We start from the raw sequence: 22,841 nt of genomic DNA, 5'->3' as shown, positions 1-22,841 counted from the left end.
AAGACAAATGACTCTTTGAAGTTAGTTTCTCATGGAAAAATCACTCTTCCCTAACCCCTAGCCCCTAGCCCCTAGCCCCTATTTTCAAATTACCTTGGGGGAAGTTTAGGTTGATCGGAATGGTCTTTATCTTTAAACAACTCAGCCGCAGCAAGGAGTAACTCTCTTAAAGCTTGTTTTAGCTGACGTTCTTTTTTAGCGATCGCACTTCCCGCTTCACCCAGTTTATCATCGAGATGCGATCGCTTTTGTTCTACTTGGGCAACTAGATTTTCCGCTTGGGGACGAGCTTGATTATACCAGTGTTTAGCTTCTTCTAAGTAATCTTTTACTTCCTCTGAACGTCCGCCATAACGCGCAGCTAAATTAGCGCGGACAATCGCCAGTTGCGCTTGCAATTGTGCATAGCGTTTCTTTAACAAAGCTGCTTCTTCACTATCTTTGATACCATCAATTACAGAGTCAAGGACAGTTTTAGTACTAGTAGAAGTTTCTTTCCCTGTCTCTTCAATCTCCGCCAAAATCACATCAACATCTTTTTGCAGTTGTTCTTCTTCGGTATCTAATTGCGACTGGAGTTTTTTAATTTCGGTTTGAGTTTTGGCAATATTTTCGTGGCGTTTGCTATTCACCCCTTCCAACACACCTTCAATCGAAGCTGTCACCTCATCTTTGATTTCACTACCTCTTTCTTGAAAAGTTTCAATAACAGCGGAAACAGCATCCTTAACAATAGTCCGCAGTTCTAGAGAACCCGCCTTAAATTCAGAAGATACTTGAGAAACTGCGGCTTTGACAATTTCTCTAATCCGTTCACTTCGCAATTGTCCAGTTTCTTTAACTTGTTGCAGGTCAGTTTGAATTTTCTCTTTGATATTGTTAGTCATTTTCAATTCGGGGTATTTAGCTAATAAAATTTTCTACACATCATCCTCTATGGTCATTATGACCTAGCCTTTTGCAACCAGACACTTCCTTTAGATAGAAAATTACAGCCATATGACTGATTAATCCAGCTAATACCCGGAAAATACTCTCAAAATTCTCTTCTTCTTGGCGTACTTGGCGGTTCGTTAAACAGGCAATTCTCACAACTTAAGATATAGCTATAGCAATTCAGGTTTATCATATTTCCCTTTTGTGAGATGATGAATATCTGTTGATAGCAAATAAATTTCTTATGTGGCAGGTAAAAATCAATTGTTCTGGTGAAGCGTGGAAAACCTATGGCGCGACATTTAAAGCCCTCGCCGATAAATATTCAGGTAACTGCATCACTTCTAAAAAATTGCCGGACGGGCAGCGGATTATGGTATACAAAATCGAGGATGTGAGTGATGCGGAAGCTTTTGCAGAAGAGTGTCAAAATTTTTCTGGGTTCACAGCATATTTTGAATCTTTGTAGGATGAAAACTGTGATATATAAGCAAAAATTTATCTTGAGTATATGAAAAAACAATTATCCAAAATCATCAAATTGATATTACTTACTTGCTTAATTTTCACAAGTATGATTACACAACCTGCTACAGCAGATATAGCTAGCGGGGCGAAGATATTCGAGATTCATTGTGCAGGGTGTCATGAAAACGGTGGTAATATTGTGAGACGAGGTAAGACTTTAAAGAAAAAAGCACTGAAGAAATATGGAATGGATTCTTTAGAGGCAATATCAGCCATTGTCACCAATGGTAAAAATAATATGTCAGCTTATAAAGACCGCCTGACTACAGAACAAATTCAAGATGTTTCTGCTTACGTTTTAGAACAAGCCGAAAAAGATTGGCGTTAAATAATTAATCCTTCATCCTTCATCCTTCATCCTTCATCCTTCATCCTTCATCCTTCATCCTTCATCCTTCATCCTTCATCCTTCCCAATGCTACCAACAAACAGCTATCTCCAATTTACCCCTGATTTAAAAATCTGCCGCATCTTAAATGGCATGTGGCAAGTTTCTGGCGGACATGGACGCATTGATCCCAAAGCTGCCATTCAAACTATGTTTAAATATATCGATGCGGGCTTTACAACTTGGGATTTAGCAGACCATTATGGCCCTGCTGAAGACTTAATTGGTGAATTTCGTCGTCAAGTTATTGCTACTCGTGGTCAAGCAGCCTTAGCAAATATTCAAGCATTTACTAAGTGGGTTCCGCGTCCGGGAAAAATGACTAAAAAAATAGTCGAGGACAGTATCGATATTTCCCTGAGAAGGATGGATGTGGAATCATTAGATTTAATGCAGTTCCATTGGTGGGAATATCAAGATAAAAACTACCTTGATGCTCTCAAATATATGGCAGAACTTCAAACTGAGGGCAAAATTAAGCATTTAGCTTTGACTAATTTTGATACTGAAAATCTGCAAATTATTGTGGAAGCAGGTATCAAAATAGTTTCTAATCAAGTACAATTTTCCTTAGTTGATCGTCGTCCAGAAGTGAATATGATTCAATTCTGTCAACAGCACGACATTAAACTATTGACTTATGGTACAGTCTGCGGTGGTTTGCTATCAGAAAAGTACTTAGGTAAACCAGAACCGCGAGGATTGAGCCTCACTACAGTTAGCTTGAAAAAGTATAAAAATATGGTTGATGCTTGGGGTGGTTGGCTCTTATTGCAAGAGTTGCTTTCTACCCTCAAATCTATCGCCGATAAGCATAAGGTGAGTATTCCTAATGTCGCAGTACGTTACATCTTAGATAAGCCTGCTGTTGGCGGTGTAATTGTAGGTGCAAGACTAGGGATATCGGAACATTTAGCAGATAACGCCAAAGTATTTAATTTCAATTTAGATGCTGAGGATTTAAAAAAGATAGACGCTGTCTCGGAAAAATCACGAGATTTGTATGAGTTAATCGGCGATTGCGGCGACGAATATCGGCGGTGATAATAGAGAAACGAACCACGTTCGGCGAAGCCGTTCCCGCAGGGTAGACGCAAAGGACGCGAAGATAGGAGATATAGTCCGAGATTTTCTGAAGATGCGCTGAATTAACTTAGGAAGAAAATTAACCGCCAAGTACGCCAAGTACGCCAAGTAATAAGAGACTAAGAGAATTAGGCGCAGCTTCACAGAGAAATTGTATGAGATACGCATTGTCGCGAAGCCAAGGGCGGGGAAACCCCACCCCTACAATTTGCGTTTTTGGTATTTTTTAATATTATCCCCCCTCCTCGCTTGCGGGGAGGGGGTTAGGGGGTGGGGTTCTAAGCGCTAAAGTACTTCGCTACTGGGTGATAGGTAATAATCGCCGTTGTAGACTGTTCTGGATAAAGTTGCTCACTTTCATCCATATATAGACTAATCCTATCAGTCCCCAACAACTCCAGCTGCTTAAATTGATCCTGAATATTCGGACAAGCCGGATAGCCAAAACTATACCGGGAACCCCGATAGCGTTGTGCCAAGATATCCCGAATATTATCCGGTTCCTCAGCCGCAAAGCCTAACTCTTGCCGAATTCTGGCGTGTGTCCATTCAGCCAAGGCTTCCGCTACCTGCACCGCTAAACCGTGGAAATACAGATAATCTGTGTATTGATTATCCGCAAATAACTTCTGCGCGTACTCTGTCGCAATGTCTCCCACAGTCACCGCTTGCATGGGGAACACATCAATTATCCCTGACTCCTTCGGTGCAAAGAAATCTGCTATACAAAGCCTGGTGGAAGACTTCTGTCGAGGAAACTCAAAACTTGCTTTTACCTCTGTGTTCTCTGCGCCTTCGTTCGGTTCATAAACATACAAAGTATTCCCCTCAGCCTGACAAGGGAAATATCCATAAATCACCTGCGGATGCAATAAATTCTCCTCAAGAATTCGCTGTTTCCAATGTTCTAAAACTGGATAGACTTTTTCAGCTAAGAAAGCCTGATATTCTTCCTTAGTTTGTTCCTTTGGTTTGCGGAATTGCCATTGTCCGGCTATCAAAGCTTGCAAATCTAAATACCCGAATAATTCCTCTAAAGAAATATCTTCAGGCTGTAATAACTTTGTTCCCCAGAAAGGCGGTGTTGGACGTTCAATATCTACCGCCACAGCTTCAGAACGTCTGGTATCTATTGCTTGAGGATTAACTGAAGATTCTTTCACAACAGGTTTTGGCTGTTTGGTGATGATTTTTGCTTCATCCTCACCAACTTCATCTAAAAAGCCTTGCAAATTATCCCAGTTACCAGCAGCTTTGGCTGGCATTAATTTATCCATGAAATGCAAGTCAGAGAAAGCGTCTTTGCCATAAATTACTTTACCTTTATAGGTATTTTGGCAATCTTGATGCACAAATTTAGGCGTTAAGGCTGCACCGCCTAAAATCACGGGGACAGTAATGCCCTTTTCGTTGAAAGTTTCTAAATTTTCTTTCATAAAGGCGGTAGATTTTACCAGCAACCCACTCATAGCAATACAATCAGCTTGGTGCTGTTCGTAAGCTTGAATGATGTTTTCTACTGACTGTTTAATCCCCAAATTAATCACTCTGTAGCCATTATTAGAAAGAATGATATCCACCAGGTTTTTACCAATATCATGGACATCACCTTTAACTGTGGCAATAATCACCGTTCCTTTGCCATTATTCCCCGCTTCTGACTTTTCCATGAATGGTTCGAGGTAAGCTACCGCCGCTTTCATGGTTTCCGCCGACTGCAATACAAAGGGTAGCTGCATTTGTCCGGAACCGAACAACTCACCCACAACTTTCATCCCATCCAGGAGAAAGGTGTTGATAATTTCCAAGGGGGGATATTGTTCTAAAGCTTTGGTTAGCTGTGCTTCTAAACCAATGCGTTCGCCATCTATAATATGACGCTTCAGCCGTTCTTCGATGGGGAGGTTTTCATCTACACCTTTGTTGCGTTTTGTCGTCACCCCAGCAAAAACGGTGGTGAGTTCTCCTAAGGGATCGTAAACGCAGACATTACCCTCAAACCGCCGCTGATCATAAATCAACTGCCGACAAATTTCTTGATGTTGTGGTTCAATCTTCGATAGTGGTAAAATCTTGCTAGCGCTGACTATGGCTGCATCCATACCGGCTGCCATCGCTTCATGCAAAAACACCGAATTTAGCACAATTCGCGACGCTGGATTTAAACCAAAGGAAATATTTGATACCCCCAAAATCACATGACATCCAGGCAATTCTTGACGAATCCGCCGAATGGCTTCAATTGTCGCTTTGCCATTTTCCCTATCTTCTTCAATCCCGGTAGAAATAGGTAAAGCTAAGGTGTCAAAGAAGATTTCTGTGGCTGGAATACCATATTCTACAGCTTGACGATAGGCACGTTGGGCGATCGCAAATTTTCTCTCGGCAGTTCGCGCCATCCCTTCTTCATCTATTGTGCCAATGACTACCCCTGCACCATATTTCTTAGCTAATTCCAGCACCTTCAAAAAACGCGGTTCGCCATCTTCATAGTTAGTCGAGTTGAGTAAACACTTACCCCCCGCAACTTTTAAACCCGCCTCCATTTTTTCCCATTCGGTGGAATCGAGCATCAAGGGTAATGTCACATTATTAACAATGCGCGAAACGAGTTCGTGCATATCCTTGACCCCATCGCGCCCTACGTAATCGACGTTAACATCAAGCACATGGGCACCTTCTTTCACCTGGGATCTAGCCATTGACACCAGTCCATCCCAATCTTCCGCATTCAGCAATTCGCGGCACTTTTTGGAACCGCTAGCGTTGAGGCGTTCACCGACAATTAAGAAAGAATTATCTTGGTCGTAAGGTTGAGTAGTATAAATCGATGCCGCTGCCGGTTCTAAACTCGGCTGTCGAACCTTCGGCTTTAGATCCTTGGCAATTTCAGCTAATTGTTGAATGTGTTCTGGACGTGTCCCACAGCAACCCCCAATCACTTGGACACCCAAATCTTCAACAAAATGCATCAACGCCATCCGTAATTCCATCGGTGTCAAGCGGTAGTGTGCTTGACCGCCGACATTTTCCGGTAAACCCGCGTTGGGAATACAAGAAACGACAAAAGGTGAATGTTCTGCCAGATATTTAATATGTGGCTTCATCAAATCTGGGCCTGTGGCACAGTTCAATCCCAAGATATCAATGGGGTAAGGTGCCAAAATTGTCAGTACGGCGCTGATTTCCGTACCTACCAACATTGTGCCCATACTTTCCATTGTCACCGATACCATCAACGGCCGGCGATCGCCTTTTTTGGCAAAAACCTCTTCAATCCCATTGAGTGCGGCTTTAATTTGCAACACATCCTGGCAAGTCTCCACAATAAATATATCAACCCCACCATCCCATAAAGCTTCTGCTTGTTCAGCAAAAGCAGTTTTTAGGGTATCAAAGTCAATATGTCCCAAGGTAGGAAGTTTGGTTGTCGGGCCAATGGAACCCGCCACAAACCGGGGTTTTTCTGGTGTAGAGAATTCCGCCGCCACAGATTTGGCTAATTCGGCGGCTTTCTTGTTCAGGTAATATGTCTGATCTGCCAAGTCATATTCAGCCAAAACAATCGAAGTCGCACCAAAAGTATCCGTTTCAATCACATCCGCACCAGCAGCGAGAAAATCACGGTGAACTTTGGCGACAGCTTCCGGGTTAGTGTGGATTAAATATTCATTACAACCTTCATACTGCGCTCCGCCGAAATCATCAGCCGTCAGGTTTTGTGTTTGTAAGTTAGTACCCATTGCACCGTCAAAGACGATAACTGGGCCTTCTGGATTATGTAACCGTTCAAGAAAAGGATGAGTCATATTTTCACTGTAAAATTGGGCATGGGGCATGGGGCATGGGGCATTGAAAAACAGTCAACACTTCGGCTTCTCTGCGAGACGCTACGCGCTAAGCGAAGCTATGCCGCAGGCTTTACGCTCAGTGACCACAGTCAACAGTCAACCGTCAACCGTCAACAGTCAACCGTCAACAGTCTTCTCTGCCCCTCATCCCCATGTCCTTTGTTATTTATTATTAAATAAGCTTAATCAATTTTTTCTTGGCGTTGTTGAAGTTTCAGCATAATTTCCGCGTGCATCTCCCGCGTAATCGGATAAAAATAGGTCAAAACTAAACCAGCAATTAAACAAATTGTTGGTAAAGGCCCAACTGCAAGGCGGATAGCTAATAATGCAGACTCAGGTTGTGTGGGGAGTGCAGTTTGTCCAGTGACAGCTGCTTTAAAACCGTATGCTTCTAAAGCGTTTCCTACCAAAAATAAGCCAAAAGCTAAACCAAATTTTTGCAACAACACCATAAAGCCATAAAACACTCCTTCGCGGCGTTGTCCGGTTTGCAGTTCATCTAATTCAATCACATCTGGAATCATCGACCAGGGAACGAGATAAGCTGTAGATACACCAAAACCTGCCATGACTGCCATCACATACATTAAAACAAGTTGACCAGGTTGCAGGAAATAAAGCCCAGCAGCGGCGATAATCCATAAAATCATGCCCAGAAAATAGACAATTTTCTTACCAACTTTTTTACTTAAATTACTCCAAAAAAACAGCATTACCAACGCTGTTCCTTGAACCGCAATCATGACTGTAGGGACATCTGATTCTTGCAGACGCATACAGTAAACGACAAAATAAGGAATAATGCTGGCTGTAATTTGTACGCCTAACCAAGAACAAAGATAAATACCGATGACAAATAGAAAAGGACGATTAGTAAAGACGATTTTGAGTTGTTCAATGAAGGGAATTGCTGGGGGTTCTTCTAGCTGGATACGTTTAGCTTCAAAAGCCAAAACGCGATCGCGTGTGCCGTAAACGCACCAATACAAGGCTAATGTGGAAATTATAGTACAGATTGCCGCTAATACTAAATATTGCTGAGCGCGATCGCTAATTAGGGAAAAGACAATTTTCGACAAAATCAACGATAAAATACTACCACCGATGGAAAAGGTGAAGCGAAAACTGTTGAGGCTAGTACGTTCATCATAATCTTGCGTTAGTTCGGGAGTCATTGCCGTATAAGGCAAATTCACAACAGTGTAAAACACCTGAGATATCAACCCGATCGCCACGTAATACCAGAACAAACCCCAGACACTAAAGGGTGGTACAATCCATTGTAAGAAAAAGAATACTCCAAAGGGAATCGCCCCATATAATAGCCAAGGCAAACGACGACCCCAGCGCCGCGATTTAGTTTTATCGGTGAGAAAGCCGACAAACGGATCGTTAACCGCATCCCAAATTTTCCCAACCATCAAAATGCTACCAGCCAAACCCGCCGGAATCCCAGCGACGTTTGTAAAGAACACCAGCAGAAAAAATATCGAAATATTGGCAGTAATCGCCGGGCCTAAATCGCCTGCACCATAAGCTAGTTTCGTTTTAAATGGCAATTTTTCACTTACAGCAGAATTCTCAGCAGGGGAATCATTCATAATATTTTGCGCTCATATTAAAATAGAGACTTTGCATTTGCCTTCAGTATTCACTAAAAATTACTTACTTTATGCCAGACCTTTACGTTTCTTGGTCAGATTATCACCAAAAAATTGAACACCTGGCTGCTAAGATTTATCAATCCGGTTGGGAATTCAACCAGATTGTCTGTCTAGCCAGAGGCGGACTGCGAGTCGGAGATATTCTTTCCCGTATTTACCAGCAACCGCTGGCAATTTTAGCAACATCATCTTACAGTGGCCCAGGCAAGCAAGAAAGGGGTTCTTTAACCTTTTCACGTCATTTAACCATGACGAGCGAAAGTTTAGGTGAGCGGATATTATTAGTTGATGATCTGGTAGACTCTGGAGTCACACTCCAAGAAACTGTTCCTTGGCTAAAGCAAAAAAGTGAATTTGCGATCGCCGAAATCCGTACTGCTGTAATTTGGTATAAAGCTTGTTCAGTCATCGAACCCGATTATTATGTTGACTACCTAGCCGACAACCCTTGGATTCACCAACCCTTTGAACCCTATGAATATACAAACCCCGCAGAACTAGCAGCAAAATTCAGCCAGCGGAGTGAGGTAGCAACCGTAGCTGAAGTATGAAGGATGAAATTTCAGCCTACATTGTCACTACAAGCAAGCCGATGTGGAGTGCGATCGCCCTTTGATTTTACCGATTAATGAATTGGGGCGATCGTTTATTGAATTCGGGTAGTCGTTTAATGAATTGGGGCGGTCGTTTTTTGAATTTGGGTAGTCGTTTATTGAATTTGGGTAGTCGTTTATTGAATTCGGGTAGTCGTTTATTGAATTCGGGTAGTCGTTTATTGAATTGGGGTAGTCGTTTATTGAATTCGGGTAGTCGTTTATTGAATTGGGGTAGTCGTTTATTGAATTCGGGTAGTCGTTTATTGAATTGGGGTAGTCGTTTATTGAATTGGGGTTAGCGATTAGGCAATACGGTTCGGTTAAAGGGAAAAGGAAAGTAGTTAAGTACATGAGCAACAATATTTACAGTCATTGCGAGCGAAGCGAAGCAATCCCAGAGTCTTTGCGATTGCTTCGCTTCGCTCGCAATGACGTTAACCGAACCGTATTGAGCGATTAGGGATCGGCTAATGTGCCTGCAAGATTTCTAATGCGTCCAATCCTTCAGCACCAAATTATATGATGTCCGAGCAATTAACCATAATACCTGGAACCCCACCCCGCCGCTTGCGTCTCCCCTCCCCGCAAGCGAGGAGGGGATTAAGGGTTGGGGTTTTTTATACTACAACGTCCCCTTGTCTTATGTTTAAGGGTTGGGGTTTTTTATGGGTAATTCACCGGACATGATATTACTTCCTAATCAATCCTCTGGATTTTCTCCTAATTCTCGCAAACGTGCGGCTAAACGTTCAGCCCGTTGGCGTTCAGCTTCCGCCCGTTGAGATTCAGCTTCCGCCCGTTGAGATTCAGATTCCGCCCGTTGGGATTCAGCTTTCGCCCGTTGGTGTTCAGATTCCGCCCGTTGGAATTCAGCTTCCGCCCGTTGGCGTTCAGCTTCCGCCCGTTGGCTTTCAGCTTCCGCCCGTTGCTGTGCTGCTTCTTCCGGTAAGAAAACTAAATTTTCTTCGCGGTCATAAAATCGTAACCAAGAAGCAGTTTCTCGGTCTATCGTTCCTTCCCAAATTCCCAGCCAAAATCCTAAAGTTTCGCACCACAACCAACCTTGTTCATTGGTAACTAACGGCTGATAGCGAAAATTGACATCCAACCTCCATCCTTGCAAGGAACTGGAGTCAAAGGGGTCAAAAACGAAATAATCTCTAGTTCTAAAAACTCCTTCATAGAGATTCTTTTTCTCACCTAAATCCACATTTTTCGTTGAGGGGGACATCAATTCCACAATTACATCAGGATAGCGTCCGTTTTCATCCCAGACAACCCAACCTTGGCGAGAAGCTGTTCCTTCAACATTGAGAACCACAAAAAAATCCGGCCCTTTAAAATCTCGATTTCGCGCCTGTATACGACTATAGTAAACAAACATATTACCGCCGACAAAGTAATCATTGCGGTCTGACCAAGCCTGTTGTAGCGACCGGATTAAAACATTCATCGCAATGCGGTGGCGGTTACTTTCCAAGGGTTCTCCGTCATCAAAAATTAAATCTGTTGGTGGTGGGGTAGGTTCCCAATCTGGGACAGTAGGTGCAGGGAAACTCTGGTTTTCAGTGATGTTAGTTGACATGGCATAACCTGATACATTTACGCGATATTTGTCATTTGTGCTTTGTCCAGGTAGAATCCAATATGAATTATCTGTATTAAATATTTGTTATTTGTCCCCCTTTGCCTGTGCCCCTACTTTGTCCCTAGCTTCTAGTCTCTAACCCTTGACTCTAGCGTCAACCAGTAGGTGTACAAAAACAAGAGTCAAATTTCTCGCCCCAAAAGCTTACTGCCTCTAGTTTTGAACCTTTTTCACAGATTTTTAGGTTGACGCAAACTCTCTAATCCTTACTATACAAGCTTTTGAGCTTATTTTAGTTATGACACTCTTGACAACTCAATGCCCGAAAAGCTACTTTAGTTGGAGATTGACGAAACTGTACCTTGAAAACCAAATATACCAAGGCTTCCAACTCCGGGCGATTGCAATTAACTAAAATCCCTATTAGGGATTGAAACCAGGTAAAGCATAAGGATTTACCATTGTGCCAGGAAAAATTGCAATTAACTAAAATCCCTATTAGGGATTGAAACAATCAAAATACTATTAGCCAAGTACCAATAACTAATTGCAATTAACTAAAATCCCTATTAGGGATTGAAACATTCACTAATTTAATCTGTAGTGCTTATATAAGATTGCAATTAACTAAAATCCCTATTAGGGATTGAAACTAGCAGGTGTTGGTGGATTGACATAAACAAAATTTTGATTGCAATTAACTAAAATCCCTATTAGGGATTGAAACAACACCAGAGACGATCGCATTATTACAAAGCATCGAATTGCAATTAACTAAAATCCCTATTAGGGATTGAAACATCTGTAATGTGAACTTCTAGGGTCATATACCTCTGTAAATATTGCAATTAACTAAAATCCCTATTAGGGATTGAAACAAATTCCATGTTTGTCCATTGCCATCAACCCTGAAGAACATTGCAATTAACTAAAATCCCTATTAGGGATTGAAACGCAGAACCAGCAAGAACGGAACCAGCTTCATAATTGCAATTAACTAAAATCCCTATTAGGGATTGAAACCTCTGAGTACTGTTCATTGCAGGATTTGAACAACAAATTGCAATTAACTAAAATCCCTATTAGGGATTGAAACTTGGCTGCTTTGACTCCAGGTGAACGGGTACTGACATTGCAATTAACTAAAATCCCTATTAGGGATTGAAACTGAACCCACATTTATTTCCTTATTTGGGGCATCTGATTGCAATTAACTAAAATCCCTATTAGGGATTGAAACTCTACAGAATAAAACCCCCTAAAAACCCTTGCTATATTGCAATTAACTAAAATCCCTATTAGGGATTGAAACAAATTCATAAGGCGATCGCCTCATCCATCTCAATATTGCAATTAACTAAAATCCCTATTAGGGATTGAAACTCTCGCTTCTGCTATTGCATCTACTATGTTTAATAACATTGCAATTAACTAAAATCCCTATTAGGGATTGAAACATATGGTTTGTGTACCAACTAAGTAAACAGACATACATTGCAATTAACTAAAATCCCTATTAGGGATTGAAACTCCAAAAAACCGCAAGCAAGCGCGAGGAGACACGCAATTGCAATTAACTAAAATCCCTATTAGGGATTGAAACTATTCTCACCTTGGCGACTAGAACAGGATGCACGCCAGATTGCAATTAACTAAAATCCCTATTAGGGATTGAAACATCGCAATGGAATTACTTCGCTATCACAAAAGCGAAATTGCAATTAACTAAAATCCCTATCAGGGATTGAAACAACACAAATGATCCCAAGCCTGTCACTGCGATTGCTTCGTCGTTCCTCCTCGCAATGACAATTGGGCATTTTTTTACTGGGAATACTCTAAGTCTAATTTGGGCTTTGAAAACAGTCATTCCCTAGACCCTAGCCCCAAATAGCTACATTTATTCCGGAAACCTGTAACCCTCAGCCGTAGAAAGAGTTGTTTGTATCAATATGTGTAGCACAAAATACAAAGTATTCCTCTTCCTAGCCTTAAGATTTTTAATCACAGGCTGGGTTAAACCACTTTCAGGAAAATTCCCGAAAGTACTGGGTTAGGGGTAATCAAACTCTACTTGCAGTGGCAATAATATAAAGTGAGATGGTGAAAAACTGGGCGTTGGTTATTGGTATCAATCATTACGACTTCTTGCAACCGCTCAAATATGCGCAGCGGGATGCAGAGTTGATGCAGAATTTGCTTGATAATGAAATAGGTTTTGAGCGAGTTTTCTTATTTGCGGATGATTCACCCAGTCTTGGTGGTGAATTGACTCGTCCTCATCGCACTAACTTATTACGATTTTTACAGCAGTTATTTAAACATCCATTTCTAGAACCAGAAGATAACTTCTGGTTTTTCTTTAGCGGTCATGGGATGATTGATGCTGATCAAGATTACCTCATGCCTGCTGATGGTAATCCCAATGACATCGAAAACACCGGAATTTCTGTACAATACCTGATTGAATGCCTGGGCGGTTCTGGCTGTAAGAATATTATCCTCATGTTAGATGCTTGTCGCCATCAGCACACACAATCAGCGGCTGGATTTGGGCAACAAACACAACAGCTAGCAAAACAAACCGGAGTCATCAGTATATTATCTTCTAGTCCTAATGAATCTTCCTCGGAAATCGATACCCTGCAACAAGGTGTGTTTACCCATGCAATTCTCGAAGCTTTAGGGATTCAGGGACAATGCGCCACATTGAAACGATTACACCAATATCTCAGTTTCCGTGTACCAGAACTTTTGGCACACTACAAGTATCCTCTACAAACACCTAATATTAGTGCTGAGCCAGTTGCTAAGTTGCAGCAAGTGATTATACCTCAGTATGCAAATTTACAGGAAATAAGCGATCGCCAGATAAATTCCTTATCAACAGAAGTTAGTCACAGTCAGGAATTGGCACAACTAGAACAGCTATGGATGCGCACAAATACGGAAGTACTTAGTTGTGAGATTCACGCACTTAATACCAGCCACAGAATTACTCATGACAATTTTGCCTCCCAACCTGCTGTTTATGTTTCTCCTGTAATTGCACAACCTCAATATCAGTCAACAGCAACAATAACAGAACCCGCCATTGATTACCCCAGTTCCGAACCGGGAATAAATTACCAGCGATTAACCGAATTACTAGCCGCAGGTGATTGGAAAGCCGCAGATAGGGAAACTCTCACCCTGATGCTGAAACTGGCGAAGCAAGAAAAAGTAGGCTGGCTAGATATTGAAGCAATTAACAAATTTTCCTATACCGACCTTTGCATCATTGACCAACTTTGGGTGAAATATAGCCAAGGGCGTTTTGGTTTTAGCGTCCAAAAGCGCATTTGGTCAAGTATTGATGGTCAAGCTGATGCTGATTATCAGACATGGAGTAAATTCTGCGATCGCATCGGTTGGCGCGTCAATAAAAACTGGTTGTTCTACTCCGACTTGAATTTTGCGGATAATGCACCCGAAGGTCATTTTCCTGCTGCGGCAAATGTCGATTTGCTAACAGTTCATCAAGGTTGGGTAGTGGGTTTATTTGGTTGTCTGGTGGGATTCTGTGCCCTCACCGCCCGATTAGAGACTTACTCGTAAAAAAATATCTATTTCATGAAGGTAGGGGGGCAGGGGGGCAGAGGGGCAGGGGAAGCAGAGGAAGCAGGGGGGCAAGGGGGACAAGGAGGAAATAACTAAATTATTCTTCACTTTTGACTTTTGACTTTTGACTTTTGACTTTTGCCCCATGCCCTAATCAAGATTTGCGATCGCGCCATTACCTATTCTTTGTCTTACCAACTCCGCCCCTAACTCAATTGCGGCTTTCATACTCGTAGCATCAGCAATCCCTTTACCAGCAATATCAAAGGCTGTGCCATGATCCGGTGAAGTCCTCACAAAAGGAAGACCAATTGTAGTATTAACTGCCCGGTCAAACGCCATCAACTTGACAGGAATTAAACCTTGGTCGTGGTAAAGTGCTAAATAGCCATCAGCCGGATTTGGGCTGTGACTATTGCCATACCAAGCTTGACCAGGCTTAACCCACATTGTATCTGGTGGTATTGGCCCCTCTAGCTGCCAATTGGGGCGCTGTTGACGCTCTTGTTCTAGCCAGGGTATTAACCAATCGATTTCTTCGGTTCCTAGTTGTCCCTGTTCGCCACTGTGGGGATTTAAACCCGCGATCGCAATTTTCCCTTTTTCTATCCCAAAATCTTTTTCTAAACACTCCACCAGCAAATCCAGTTTCTTAGTTAATAACTGCGGTGTGAGAGTATCAGCTACTTGACAAAGAGGAATATGTGTGGTTGCAAGTAGAGTGCGCATAGTCCAACCAGTAAAAGGCGATCGCGCTACAAATAACATCCCAAAGCGGTCAACACCGGATTTTTGGGCTAAAAGTTCCGTTTGTCCGGGATAATTATAACCAGCAGCTTTCCAAGCCGATTTAGCGATGGGAGCAGTGACAATACCATCAAATTTACCAGCTAGTGTTTGGGCGATCGCATATTCCATATAAGCAAAACTAGCCGCACCACTGGCCTGATTACCAGTACCGATAATAATTTCATCTTTAATTTTTCCGGGCAATGGCACATCAATCACCGATAAATCGGCTGGATTTGCCAAATTAAGAGGATTATGAGTGACAGACAATTTGCTGTGAATTTCTATTAATAAATCTAAATTGGCGATCGCCGTCACATCAAAATTTTGACACACATCTGGATCTGCCAAAGCTTTTAAAATCACCTCAGGCCCAATCCCCGCCGGATCTCCTAACGTCAGCGCCAAACGCGGGCGATTCTGGGAAGATGAATTGACCATCTGATTTTGATGAACTTGATACATATAGCAATCCTAAATGATTTATGAAATATTTCGTGAAGGCTTGTTGACTGTTAACAGTCAACAGTCAACAGTCAACAGTCAACAGCCACAACGGATATTTTTCACAACTGAAATAGGATTGCTATAGTAATCACTTCTTGCCCGAAGACAATCCCACAGCAGTTGCAACAACGAAAGCAAACCAAAGCAACACACTACATCCTCTGCCTTTAACATAGCTGCCTTCTCATACTGCCAGTCCTACGAAAAGCCGATGGGCTTTCTGCTTTAATAGTTGTAAACCATTCGCTAAGGAGAATCACACCAATGGGCGGCGAAATTTTGAATGCAGCTTTCTTGTCCTTCAGTTTAATCTTTGTCGGTTGGGCTATAGGTGCTTTGTTACTGAAAATTCAGGGTGCAGAAGAATAATTCTGCTGCTGAATACCTTCGCCAATAACAGTGAAATGCCCGCAGGCTTTTAGCCTAGACCACAGTGGCTACAACTTTGGCAAAGCAACCTACTGCCTCTGTTAAAGGTACAAACCCCAGCAACCTGAGCTAAAATCCTTACAGCCTACGGACTTAGGCTTTGTTTGTATAGCCGCACCCTTATAAGGTGTCAGATTTTAGCCAAGGTATTGCTGGTGAAACGGTTTTCCGAAACCAGAGGCTTTCATCTGTCTGGAGAAATAGCTTGTCCGGTTTTCGGACAAAGCTTTTTTTTACAAAAATGTTGTATTAATTCTGAAAATAAATGTAAACTTTTGTTTAGTTGATGATTCTGTTAAAATTTCTTTCATATAAATTAAAAAATTGTTACAACCCTCATGACAATATTAATCGTCGGTGCCACTGGCACCTTAGGAAGACAAGTGGCTCGTCGTGCTATCGATGAGGGATATAAAGTCCGCTGTCTTGTTCGGAGTAGCAAAAAAGCTGCTTTTCTCAAAGAGTGGGGTGCTGAACTCGTATTGGGAGATTTGTGTTATCCCCAAACCCTTCCGGTAGCACTAGAAGGAGTAACCGCAGTCATTGACGCAGCTACATCTCGTCCCACAGATTCACTGAGCATCAAACAAGTAGACTGGGATGGCAAGGTATCATTAATCCAAGCGGCAAAGGCTGCGGGTGTAGAGCGTTTTATCTTCTTTTCGATACTAGAAGCCGAAAAATATCCAGAAGTACCCTTGATGGAAATTAAGCGGTGTACAGAACTGTTTTTAGCAGAGTCTGGCTTAAATTACACCATCTTACGCCTAGCTGGCTTTATGCAAGGGTTAATCGGTCAATACGGAATTCCGATTTTAGAAAACCAACCAGTGTGGGTAACTGGTGCATCTTCGCCTGTAGCTTACATGGATACTCAGGATATTGCTAAGTTTGCTATCAAGGCCTTGAGTGTCCCAGAAACCCAAAAGCAAACTTTCCCCGTAGTAGGTACTCGTGCTTGGAGTGCAGAAGAAATCATTAGTGTGTGCGAACGCCTCTCTGGCAGAGAAGCTAGAGTAACACGAATGCCAATCAATTTACTGCGGACAGTCCGGCGTTGTCTCAGGTTTTTCCAATGGGGATGGAATGTAGCAGACAGACTGGCATTTACAGAAGTACTAGCCAGTGGTACACCCTTAAATGCGCCAATGGATCAGGTATACCAAGTCTTTGGCTTAGATCCACAACAAACCACAACCTTAGAAAGCTACCTGCAAGAGTACTTCAGCCGAATTATGAAAAAACTTAAAGAGCTAGATTACGAAAAAAATAAAACCAAAAAGCAAAAGTCTAAAAAAACACCATTTAAACAGCCTTCAAAAATTAATAGTCAAGAGTCAAGGGTTAATGGGCAATAGTCAATGGTCAATGGTCAATGGTCAATAGTTAATTGACTTTGAACTCTGGACAATTGACTGTGGACAATTGACTGTGGACTATTGACTGTGGACTATTGACTCTAAACTATTGACTCTGGACTTTGGACTTTTAAATCCAAACACATGACTACGTTGTCAAAAATGTGTAAGGATGAGCATAATACAGAGCGTCTCCTAAACTTGGATATTTGAATGTGCCGAAAGCAGGCATTATCTACAATGACCTTAAACCGATAGCGAGTCGCATCGCTATTGAACTAAAAGACAAGCTAACCGCTGCCGGTTGGAATGTATGCATCACAACTAGTATCGGTGGCATACTGGGCTACTCTAATCCAGAAAGTCCTGTATGCCACACCCCACTCGATGGTCTGACACCACCAGGGTTTGACTCCGAGATGAAATTTGCTGTGGTATTGGGAGGAGACGGGACTGTTTTAGCAGCATCTCGTCAGGTAGCCCCCTGTGGGATTCCACTGTTAACAGTGAATACTGGTCACATGGGGTTTTTGACGGAAGCTTACCTCAATCAACTGCCTCAAGCACTGGAACAGGTGATGGCGGGTAAGTATGAAATTGAAGAACGAGCCATGCTCACCGTCAAAGTGCTACGGGGAGAATCAGTACTTTGGGAAGCACTCTGCCTCAATGAAATGGTACTTCATCGGGAACCATTAACCTCTATGTGCCATTTTGAAATTGCCATAGGCCGACATGCACCCGTTGATATTGCAGCGGATGGTGTGATTGTTTCCACACCAACTGGTTCAACAGCTTATTCTTTGAGCGCTGGTGGACCCGTAGTCACCCCAGGAGTACCTGCACTGCAACTAGTGCCCATTTGTCCCCATTCCCTAGCTTCTAGAGCATTAGTTTTTCCAGATACAGAACCAGTAAACATCTACCCAGTCAATATTCCGCGACTAGTGATGGTAGTGGATGGCAATGGGGGGTGTTATGTTTTACCAGAAGATCGGGTACATTTAGAGCGATCGCAATATAGTGTCCGGTTCATTCGTCTACAAGCGCCAGAATTTTTTCGGATTTTGCGAGAAAAATTGGGTTGGGGTTTGCCCCATATTGCCAAACCCACTTCGGTAGAATTACCTTAGACAGTCATTGGTCTTTGGTCAATAGTCATTAGTTGAAAACTTTGACTTTTGCCAATTAGCTTTTGCTTTTTTTGGTAATTTTCTTCCAGATCTGAATTATGAATGGTGAATTATGAATGATGAAATTACCCTAAAAATAAATTTAGGGAACAAAAATCAGCATTCTTCGCCAGATTATCTTTGTAGAGATAATTAGGTGTACCAGGTAGGGAAATAACTATGCCAGTGGAAACACTTGTGCAATCAGCTTTCCATCCTTTTGACTTTTAATAATAGAGGTATTTACCAAAATTATTGAAAATTCATAATTCATAATTCATAATTCATAATTCAACATCGCAATATTCATATGACAGCTGCTCACAGTCCTTGTGTTTTGGTGATTGAAACCGATGAAAGCCTAGCCGGTCAGCTGGCTTTCGATTTGCAAGAGGCTGGCTATGACTCTATTTTGGCTCATGATGCCATCAGTGGTTTACAATACAGTCGCGATCGCCAGCCAGCTTTAATTGTTCTCGACAGGATGTTAGCAGGCGAATCAGGACTCTCATTGTGTAAAAATCTCAGAAACTCTGGAATGCGCTCCCCTGTACTGGTGCTAATGGCACGAGATACAGTTGATGATCGCGTCGCTTGTTTAGAGGCCGGAGCGGATGACTATATTCTTAAGCCTTACCGTTCCGAAGACTTTTTAAAGCTGATTCGTCTCTACTTAAAACCCGATATCGATACCACAGAACAATTACGTTTTGGAGAATTGGTATTAGATATAGCTACTCGTCGTGCTATTCATAATGGACGGGTAATTGACTTAACCATGAAAGAATTTGAACTTTTAAAGTTCTTAATGGAACATCCCCGCGAAGTATTAACCCGCGAACAAATTCTCGAAAATGTTTGGGGTTACGACTTTATGGGTGAGTCAAATGTAATTGAAGTCTACATTCGCTACTTGCGCCTCAAAATTGAAGATGAAGGTCAAAAGCGTCTCATTCAAACAGTACGTGGCGTAGGTTACGTTTTAAGAGAATCTTAGAACCTAATGGTAGGAGTCACAAAGGTTACCCAACAATTATTTGCTCATCCCACCCTTAAACAAGGTGGGATTATTGTTTAAGCATGAGAGAGATGATCTGAGGGCAGAGGCGCAGAGGAAGCAGAGGAAGCAGAGGGACAGTGGGGGACAAATGACCAATGCCCAATGCCCAATGCCCCATGCCCAATGCCCCATGCCCATTGACAAATGACAAATAACCATTGACCATTGACCACTAACAAGCTTTGCACAGTAGAATCGAAATCTAAATTACAAAATTGGTACTTTTATGTGGCGCGGAATAAGTTTATTTTTAATATTTCTGAGTGTTTTCCTGATGGCCTGTTCTCCATCAAATACAACTAAACCATCTACCACCACATCCGATTCTGAAACTTCAGCACCAGTATCTGGGGGTCAAAAACTGCCGATTTCCGCCGAAGCTATTGTTCCCAATGGCACAAAGATTCAGTTGGAAGTGGCACAGACACCGAAACAGCAAGAGATAGGGTTGATGTATCGGAAATCATTACCGAACAACCAGGGGATGTTGTTTAAGTTTCCTTCACCACAACCAGCCAAGTTTTGGATGAAAAATACGCTGATCCCGTTAGATATGGTTTTCATGCAGAATGGCGTTGTCAAATATATCCAAACTTCTGCTCCTCCTTGTACCAGCGACCCTTGTCCTAGCTATGGGCCTAATGTACTGATTGATACGGTAATTGAATTGCGATCTGGAAGAAGTTCGGAATTAGGATTAAAGGTTGGAGACAGTATCCAAATTAACAAAATATAATCCGAAACATCACTTACGTAGGCAATGCGGGGTTACTTTTTGAAGTGATTGTGAAATCTTAATAAATAATGTAGAGGTAAAAAAAATATCTCCTATGATAGTATAATATGCTATCACAAAACCACTATTGAAAATATAGCCAATCAGCGGAAACTTTTCTGTCTCTGTCGTGGAATCAGGTTTTGAGGATTTATCCTTAAAAGATCTTTCTTTTGGCGTACGTGTAAATAGTCGTTGATCGGAGACTATAAGCTAAGGAATATTTGTTACTAGATGTGTAATTAAATAAGATACTTCCTGTACTAAAAATAAAACTTATTTAACCTGAGGAAAGTGCTACTTGATTATATATCAAGCAAGTAGCTTGAGAGTAGAAGATTTTCCCGAACCGCGATCGGGGCAATTTCTTTAAGGTAAATTTAGACAAAATTTGCTGTGGTATTTAAGTATTAATGCCATAGTGACAGATGAGATACTGGCTACTGGTTACGGAGAAATGGTGAACCGATATATGACAATACACTCTGCACAAGGAGGTGAGATACAAATGTCACCATCAAAGTATTCTCGGCTGATTCATTTTTTGCAAGAAGATATGGCAATTTCTACAGCTTCTTTGGCTGTGGCGTTGCGACATCGGGAGCAAGATCCTGGCCCTTTGCCGATGATTCTTTGGCAGTATGGTTTGATTACTCTTGATCAGTTAGAGCAAATTTATGATTGGCTGGAGACAGCATAGATATGAATAGCTCATGTAGGAGAATTGAGTTGTGTCAAATCCACTATGTCTGTTACCAAAGCTCATAGATCGGGAAACAGACTTTTACTCTTACTATTTGCGGAAATTTAAATCAAAAGAGCGAGTTGAATATTTAACTCGCTCTTTTGATTGGATGTCAGTTCATTTGAAAGCGGCTGATTGCTGTATAAATCATGACTCAAGACAAAGAGCATCCAAAATTGTTTGACAGATTATCATACCTTCCGCCCACTTTTCAAACATCCTTTTAGATGAACAATTATCAAATTTTTTATACTAATTTAAAATTTTTTAGGGCAAGGTTTTCTTTTTTACAGCGGCAAATACGATCGCAAAGTCAATTAGGCGAAGCCGATTTTCGCCCAAATCTGAATTTAAGTATATTTAGAAACATCTCCCCCAATGTATTCGGCATCACAATACAGTGGGGGAATGATGTCAAGAGTATTTACTCAGGAGTAACAGCTTTTCCTGCATGATGGTTAATCGACCAGCGATGGTCAATTGCTACAGAGGAAAACTGGCAAACTTCTTCCAGGTGCTTTTGTTGGACTGCTGCTTTACGCAGAGTAATAATTAGCTGATTCACCTGATGACGCAAATCCGGGTTTTGACTTACTGCTGACATAGTTTGTCTTTCTAAGAGTTGCAGTATCAGCTCGTAGTGGACAGGTGAGGGCAGAGGAATTTGCTCCATGAAGTTAATTTGCTTTTTCAAATAGGGGATTTGGGGAGAAGCGAAGATTTTTTGTCACTAATTAAATTGTTACATAGGCAACCAGTGTTTGCTCAACCCTGAGATAGATTAAGCTATCAAGATTTGGCAAAGAGATTTGTAATAGCTAACTCTGGATCTGGTTGTTTGACTAAAGACTCACCGATGAGTACGGCGGATGCACCGGCTGTTGATACTAAATTCAGATCCTCTTGTTTATGTAATCCTGACTCGCTGACAACTAAGATGTTCCGGGAAAGCAACTGCTGACCTCTTGTTGCTAGCAGTTGACAAGTTGTTTGCAAGTCAACAGAAAAATCTTCTAAATTGCGATTGTTAATTCCTATCAAAGTGACGCCATCTAAGGCTAACACACGATCAAGTTCTGCTAAACTATGGACTTCGATTAAAGTTGCCAAGTTGAGGGAATTGGCAATTTTGATGAAGTACTGCAAATATTGATCGCTGAGTATAGCGGCAATCAATAAAACTGCATCTGCCCCCCGAATCCTTGCTAAGTACATTTGATAAGGATAAATGATAAAATCCTTACACAACAATGGTAAATCTACTACACTGCGAACCTTAGCTAAATTGTCAAAGCTGCCTTGAAAGAATTTTTCATCTGTTAGTACAGAAAGACAGCTAGCACCACCTTGTTGATAAGCAAGTGCGATCGCAGCTGGATCAAAATCTTCCCGTAATACCCCTTTACTCGGTGAAGCTTTTTTGACTTCCGCAATCAACGCTGGTTTTGTCTTACCTTGGCGTAGCGCCCCGACAAAATCGCGAGTTGGCGGTGTTGTGAGTGCTTGCTTTTGCAATTCTCGTAGCGGTACTCTTTCTCGCATTTTCTCAACTTCAATTTCTTTATGCCAAACAATTTCTTCCAAAATGTTGTTTGGCTCTGCACCTGGCACAACAACCTGATAACTTAAATATGATATGGAAACAGGTGTACTAGGCGAAAGACGACGGATTTGCATATTTGTCAAGGGTCAGTGGTCAGTTGTCAACAGTCAACGGTCAACAGTCAACGGTCAACAGTTAACAGTCAACAGTCTTGACTATTGAC

At 41.8% G+C, this 22,841-nt stretch carries 18 protein-coding genes and 1 CRISPR repeat array; of the genes, 11 read left to right on the top strand and 7 right to left on the bottom strand.

What is annotated here, in order from left to right:
• Positions 1–89: 89 nt before the first annotated feature.
• Complete coding sequence (locus AACU32_RS03935) at positions 90–887, bottom strand: histidine kinase (RefSeq protein ID WP_096598059.1); 798 nt, start codon at positions 885–887, stop codon at positions 90–92.
• Positions 888–1,180: 293 nt separating this feature from the next.
• Here AACU32_RS03935 and AACU32_RS03930 point away from each other — a divergent pair, with 293 nt between their 5' ends.
• From AACU32_RS03930 to AACU32_RS03920, 3 genes are all read left to right on the top strand, one after another.
• The gene (locus tag AACU32_RS03930; protein ID WP_096598057.1) at positions 1,181–1,405 is read left to right on the top strand and encodes a hypothetical protein; all 225 of its coding nucleotides are present in this window, start codon (positions 1,181–1,183) and stop codon (positions 1,403–1,405) included.
• Positions 1,406–1,447: 42 nt separating this feature from the next.
• Entirely contained in the window at positions 1,448–1,792 is a 345-nt protein-coding gene (gene petJ / locus AACU32_RS03925) for a cytochrome c6 PetJ (RefSeq protein ID WP_096598055.1), read from the top strand.
• A gap of 87 nt (positions 1,793–1,879) precedes the next feature.
• Positions 1,880–2,896 (top strand): aldo/keto reductase, encoded by a 1,017-nt coding sequence (locus AACU32_RS03920; protein WP_096598053.1) that lies wholly within the window; start codon positions 1,880–1,882, stop codon positions 2,894–2,896.
• A 320-nt stretch (positions 2,897–3,216) separates the two neighbouring features.
• Here AACU32_RS03920 and metH read toward each other — a convergent pair whose 3' ends face one another.
• Both metH and AACU32_RS03910 read right to left on the bottom strand, forming a co-directional pair.
• Complete coding sequence (metH, locus tag AACU32_RS03915; RefSeq protein ID WP_096607846.1) at positions 3,217–6,747, bottom strand: methionine synthase; 3,531 nt, start codon at positions 6,745–6,747, stop codon at positions 3,217–3,219.
• A gap of 224 nt (positions 6,748–6,971) precedes the next feature.
• Positions 6,972–8,393, bottom strand: a complete 1,422-nt coding sequence (locus AACU32_RS03910) for an MFS transporter (RefSeq protein ID WP_096598051.1) — start codon at positions 8,391–8,393, stop codon at positions 6,972–6,974.
• A gap of 71 nt (positions 8,394–8,464) precedes the next feature.
• Between AACU32_RS03910 and AACU32_RS03905 the strand changes: the two genes are divergently transcribed.
• Positions 8,465–9,007 carry a phosphoribosyltransferase gene (locus AACU32_RS03905; protein WP_096598049.1) on the top strand — a complete coding sequence of 181 codons (543 nt, stop codon included), beginning with the start codon at positions 8,465–8,467 and terminating at the stop codon, positions 9,005–9,007.
• A 745-nt stretch (positions 9,008–9,752) separates the two neighbouring features.
• Here the strand turns inward: AACU32_RS03905 and AACU32_RS03900 are convergent.
• On the bottom strand, positions 9,753–10,637 hold the full coding sequence (locus tag AACU32_RS03900; RefSeq protein WP_096598045.1) for a Uma2 family endonuclease: 885 nt from the start codon (positions 10,635–10,637) through the stop codon (positions 9,753–9,755).
• A gap of 403 nt (positions 10,638–11,040) precedes the next feature.
• Positions 11,041–12,391: a CRISPR direct-repeat array (repeat unit 37 nt; unit sequence ATTGCAATTAACTAAAATCCCTATTAGGGATTGAAAC).
• A gap of 349 nt (positions 12,392–12,740) precedes the next feature.
• On the opposite strand from AACU32_RS03900, the gene AACU32_RS03895 reads away from it, so the two are divergent.
• Positions 12,741–14,237, top strand: coding sequence for a GUN4 domain-containing protein (locus tag AACU32_RS03895; RefSeq protein ID WP_096598043.1), 1,497 nt, complete (start codon positions 12,741–12,743; stop codon positions 14,235–14,237).
• Positions 14,238–14,390: 153 nt separating this feature from the next.
• Here the strand turns inward: AACU32_RS03895 and pdxA are convergent, their stop codons facing one another.
• A complete protein-coding gene (gene pdxA, locus AACU32_RS03890; protein WP_096598041.1) occupies positions 14,391–15,494 on the bottom strand; it encodes a 4-hydroxythreonine-4-phosphate dehydrogenase PdxA in 1,104 nt (367 codons plus the stop codon).
• Positions 15,495–15,800: 306 nt separating this feature from the next.
• Here pdxA and petM point away from each other — a divergent pair, with 306 nt between their 5' ends.
• The 6 genes from petM (at position 15,801) to AACU32_RS03860 (ending at position 21,030) form a co-directional block, all read left to right on the top strand.
• Complete coding sequence (gene petM / locus AACU32_RS03885) at positions 15,801–15,905, top strand: cytochrome b6-f complex subunit PetM (protein ID WP_096598039.1); 105 nt, start codon at positions 15,801–15,803, stop codon at positions 15,903–15,905.
• A 398-nt stretch (positions 15,906–16,303) separates the two neighbouring features.
• Positions 16,304–17,323, top strand: a complete 1,020-nt coding sequence (locus tag AACU32_RS03880) for an SDR family oxidoreductase (protein ID WP_096598037.1) — start codon at positions 16,304–16,306, stop codon at positions 17,321–17,323.
• 215 nt (positions 17,324–17,538) lie between these two features.
• Positions 17,539–18,456: an NAD(+) kinase gene (locus tag AACU32_RS03875; protein WP_096607845.1), complete on the top strand. Its 918-nt coding sequence runs from the start codon at positions 17,539–17,541 to the stop codon at positions 18,454–18,456.
• 349 nt (positions 18,457–18,805) lie between these two features.
• Positions 18,806–19,492 (top strand): response regulator transcription factor NblR, encoded by a 687-nt coding sequence (gene nblR / locus AACU32_RS03870; protein WP_096598035.1) that lies wholly within the window; start codon positions 18,806–18,808, stop codon positions 19,490–19,492.
• Positions 19,493–19,781: 289 nt separating this feature from the next.
• On the top strand, positions 19,782–20,291 hold the full coding sequence (locus AACU32_RS03865; RefSeq protein ID WP_096598033.1) for a DUF192 domain-containing protein: 510 nt from the start codon (positions 19,782–19,784) through the stop codon (positions 20,289–20,291).
• Between the two features lie 511 nt (positions 20,292–20,802).
• Positions 20,803–21,030: a DUF2949 domain-containing protein gene (locus tag AACU32_RS03860; RefSeq protein ID WP_096598031.1), complete on the top strand. Its 228-nt coding sequence runs from the start codon at positions 20,803–20,805 to the stop codon at positions 21,028–21,030.
• A 469-nt stretch (positions 21,031–21,499) separates the two neighbouring features.
• Here AACU32_RS03860 and AACU32_RS03855 read toward each other — a convergent pair whose 3' ends face one another.
• Entirely contained in the window at positions 21,500–21,748 is a 249-nt protein-coding gene (locus tag AACU32_RS03855; RefSeq protein WP_096598029.1) for a DUF5340 domain-containing protein, read from the bottom strand.
• Between the two features lie 116 nt (positions 21,749–21,864).
• Entirely contained in the window at positions 21,865–22,752 is an 888-nt protein-coding gene (trpC, locus tag AACU32_RS03850) for an indole-3-glycerol phosphate synthase TrpC (RefSeq protein WP_096598027.1), read from the bottom strand.
• Positions 22,753–22,841 lie beyond the last annotated feature (89 nt).

The organism is Calothrix sp. NIES-2100 (assembly GCF_963875285.1).
GTDB lineage: Bacteria > Cyanobacteriota > Cyanobacteriia > Cyanobacteriales > Nostocaceae > Aulosira.
This window is presented reverse-complemented; position numbering and strand designations above follow the sequence as displayed.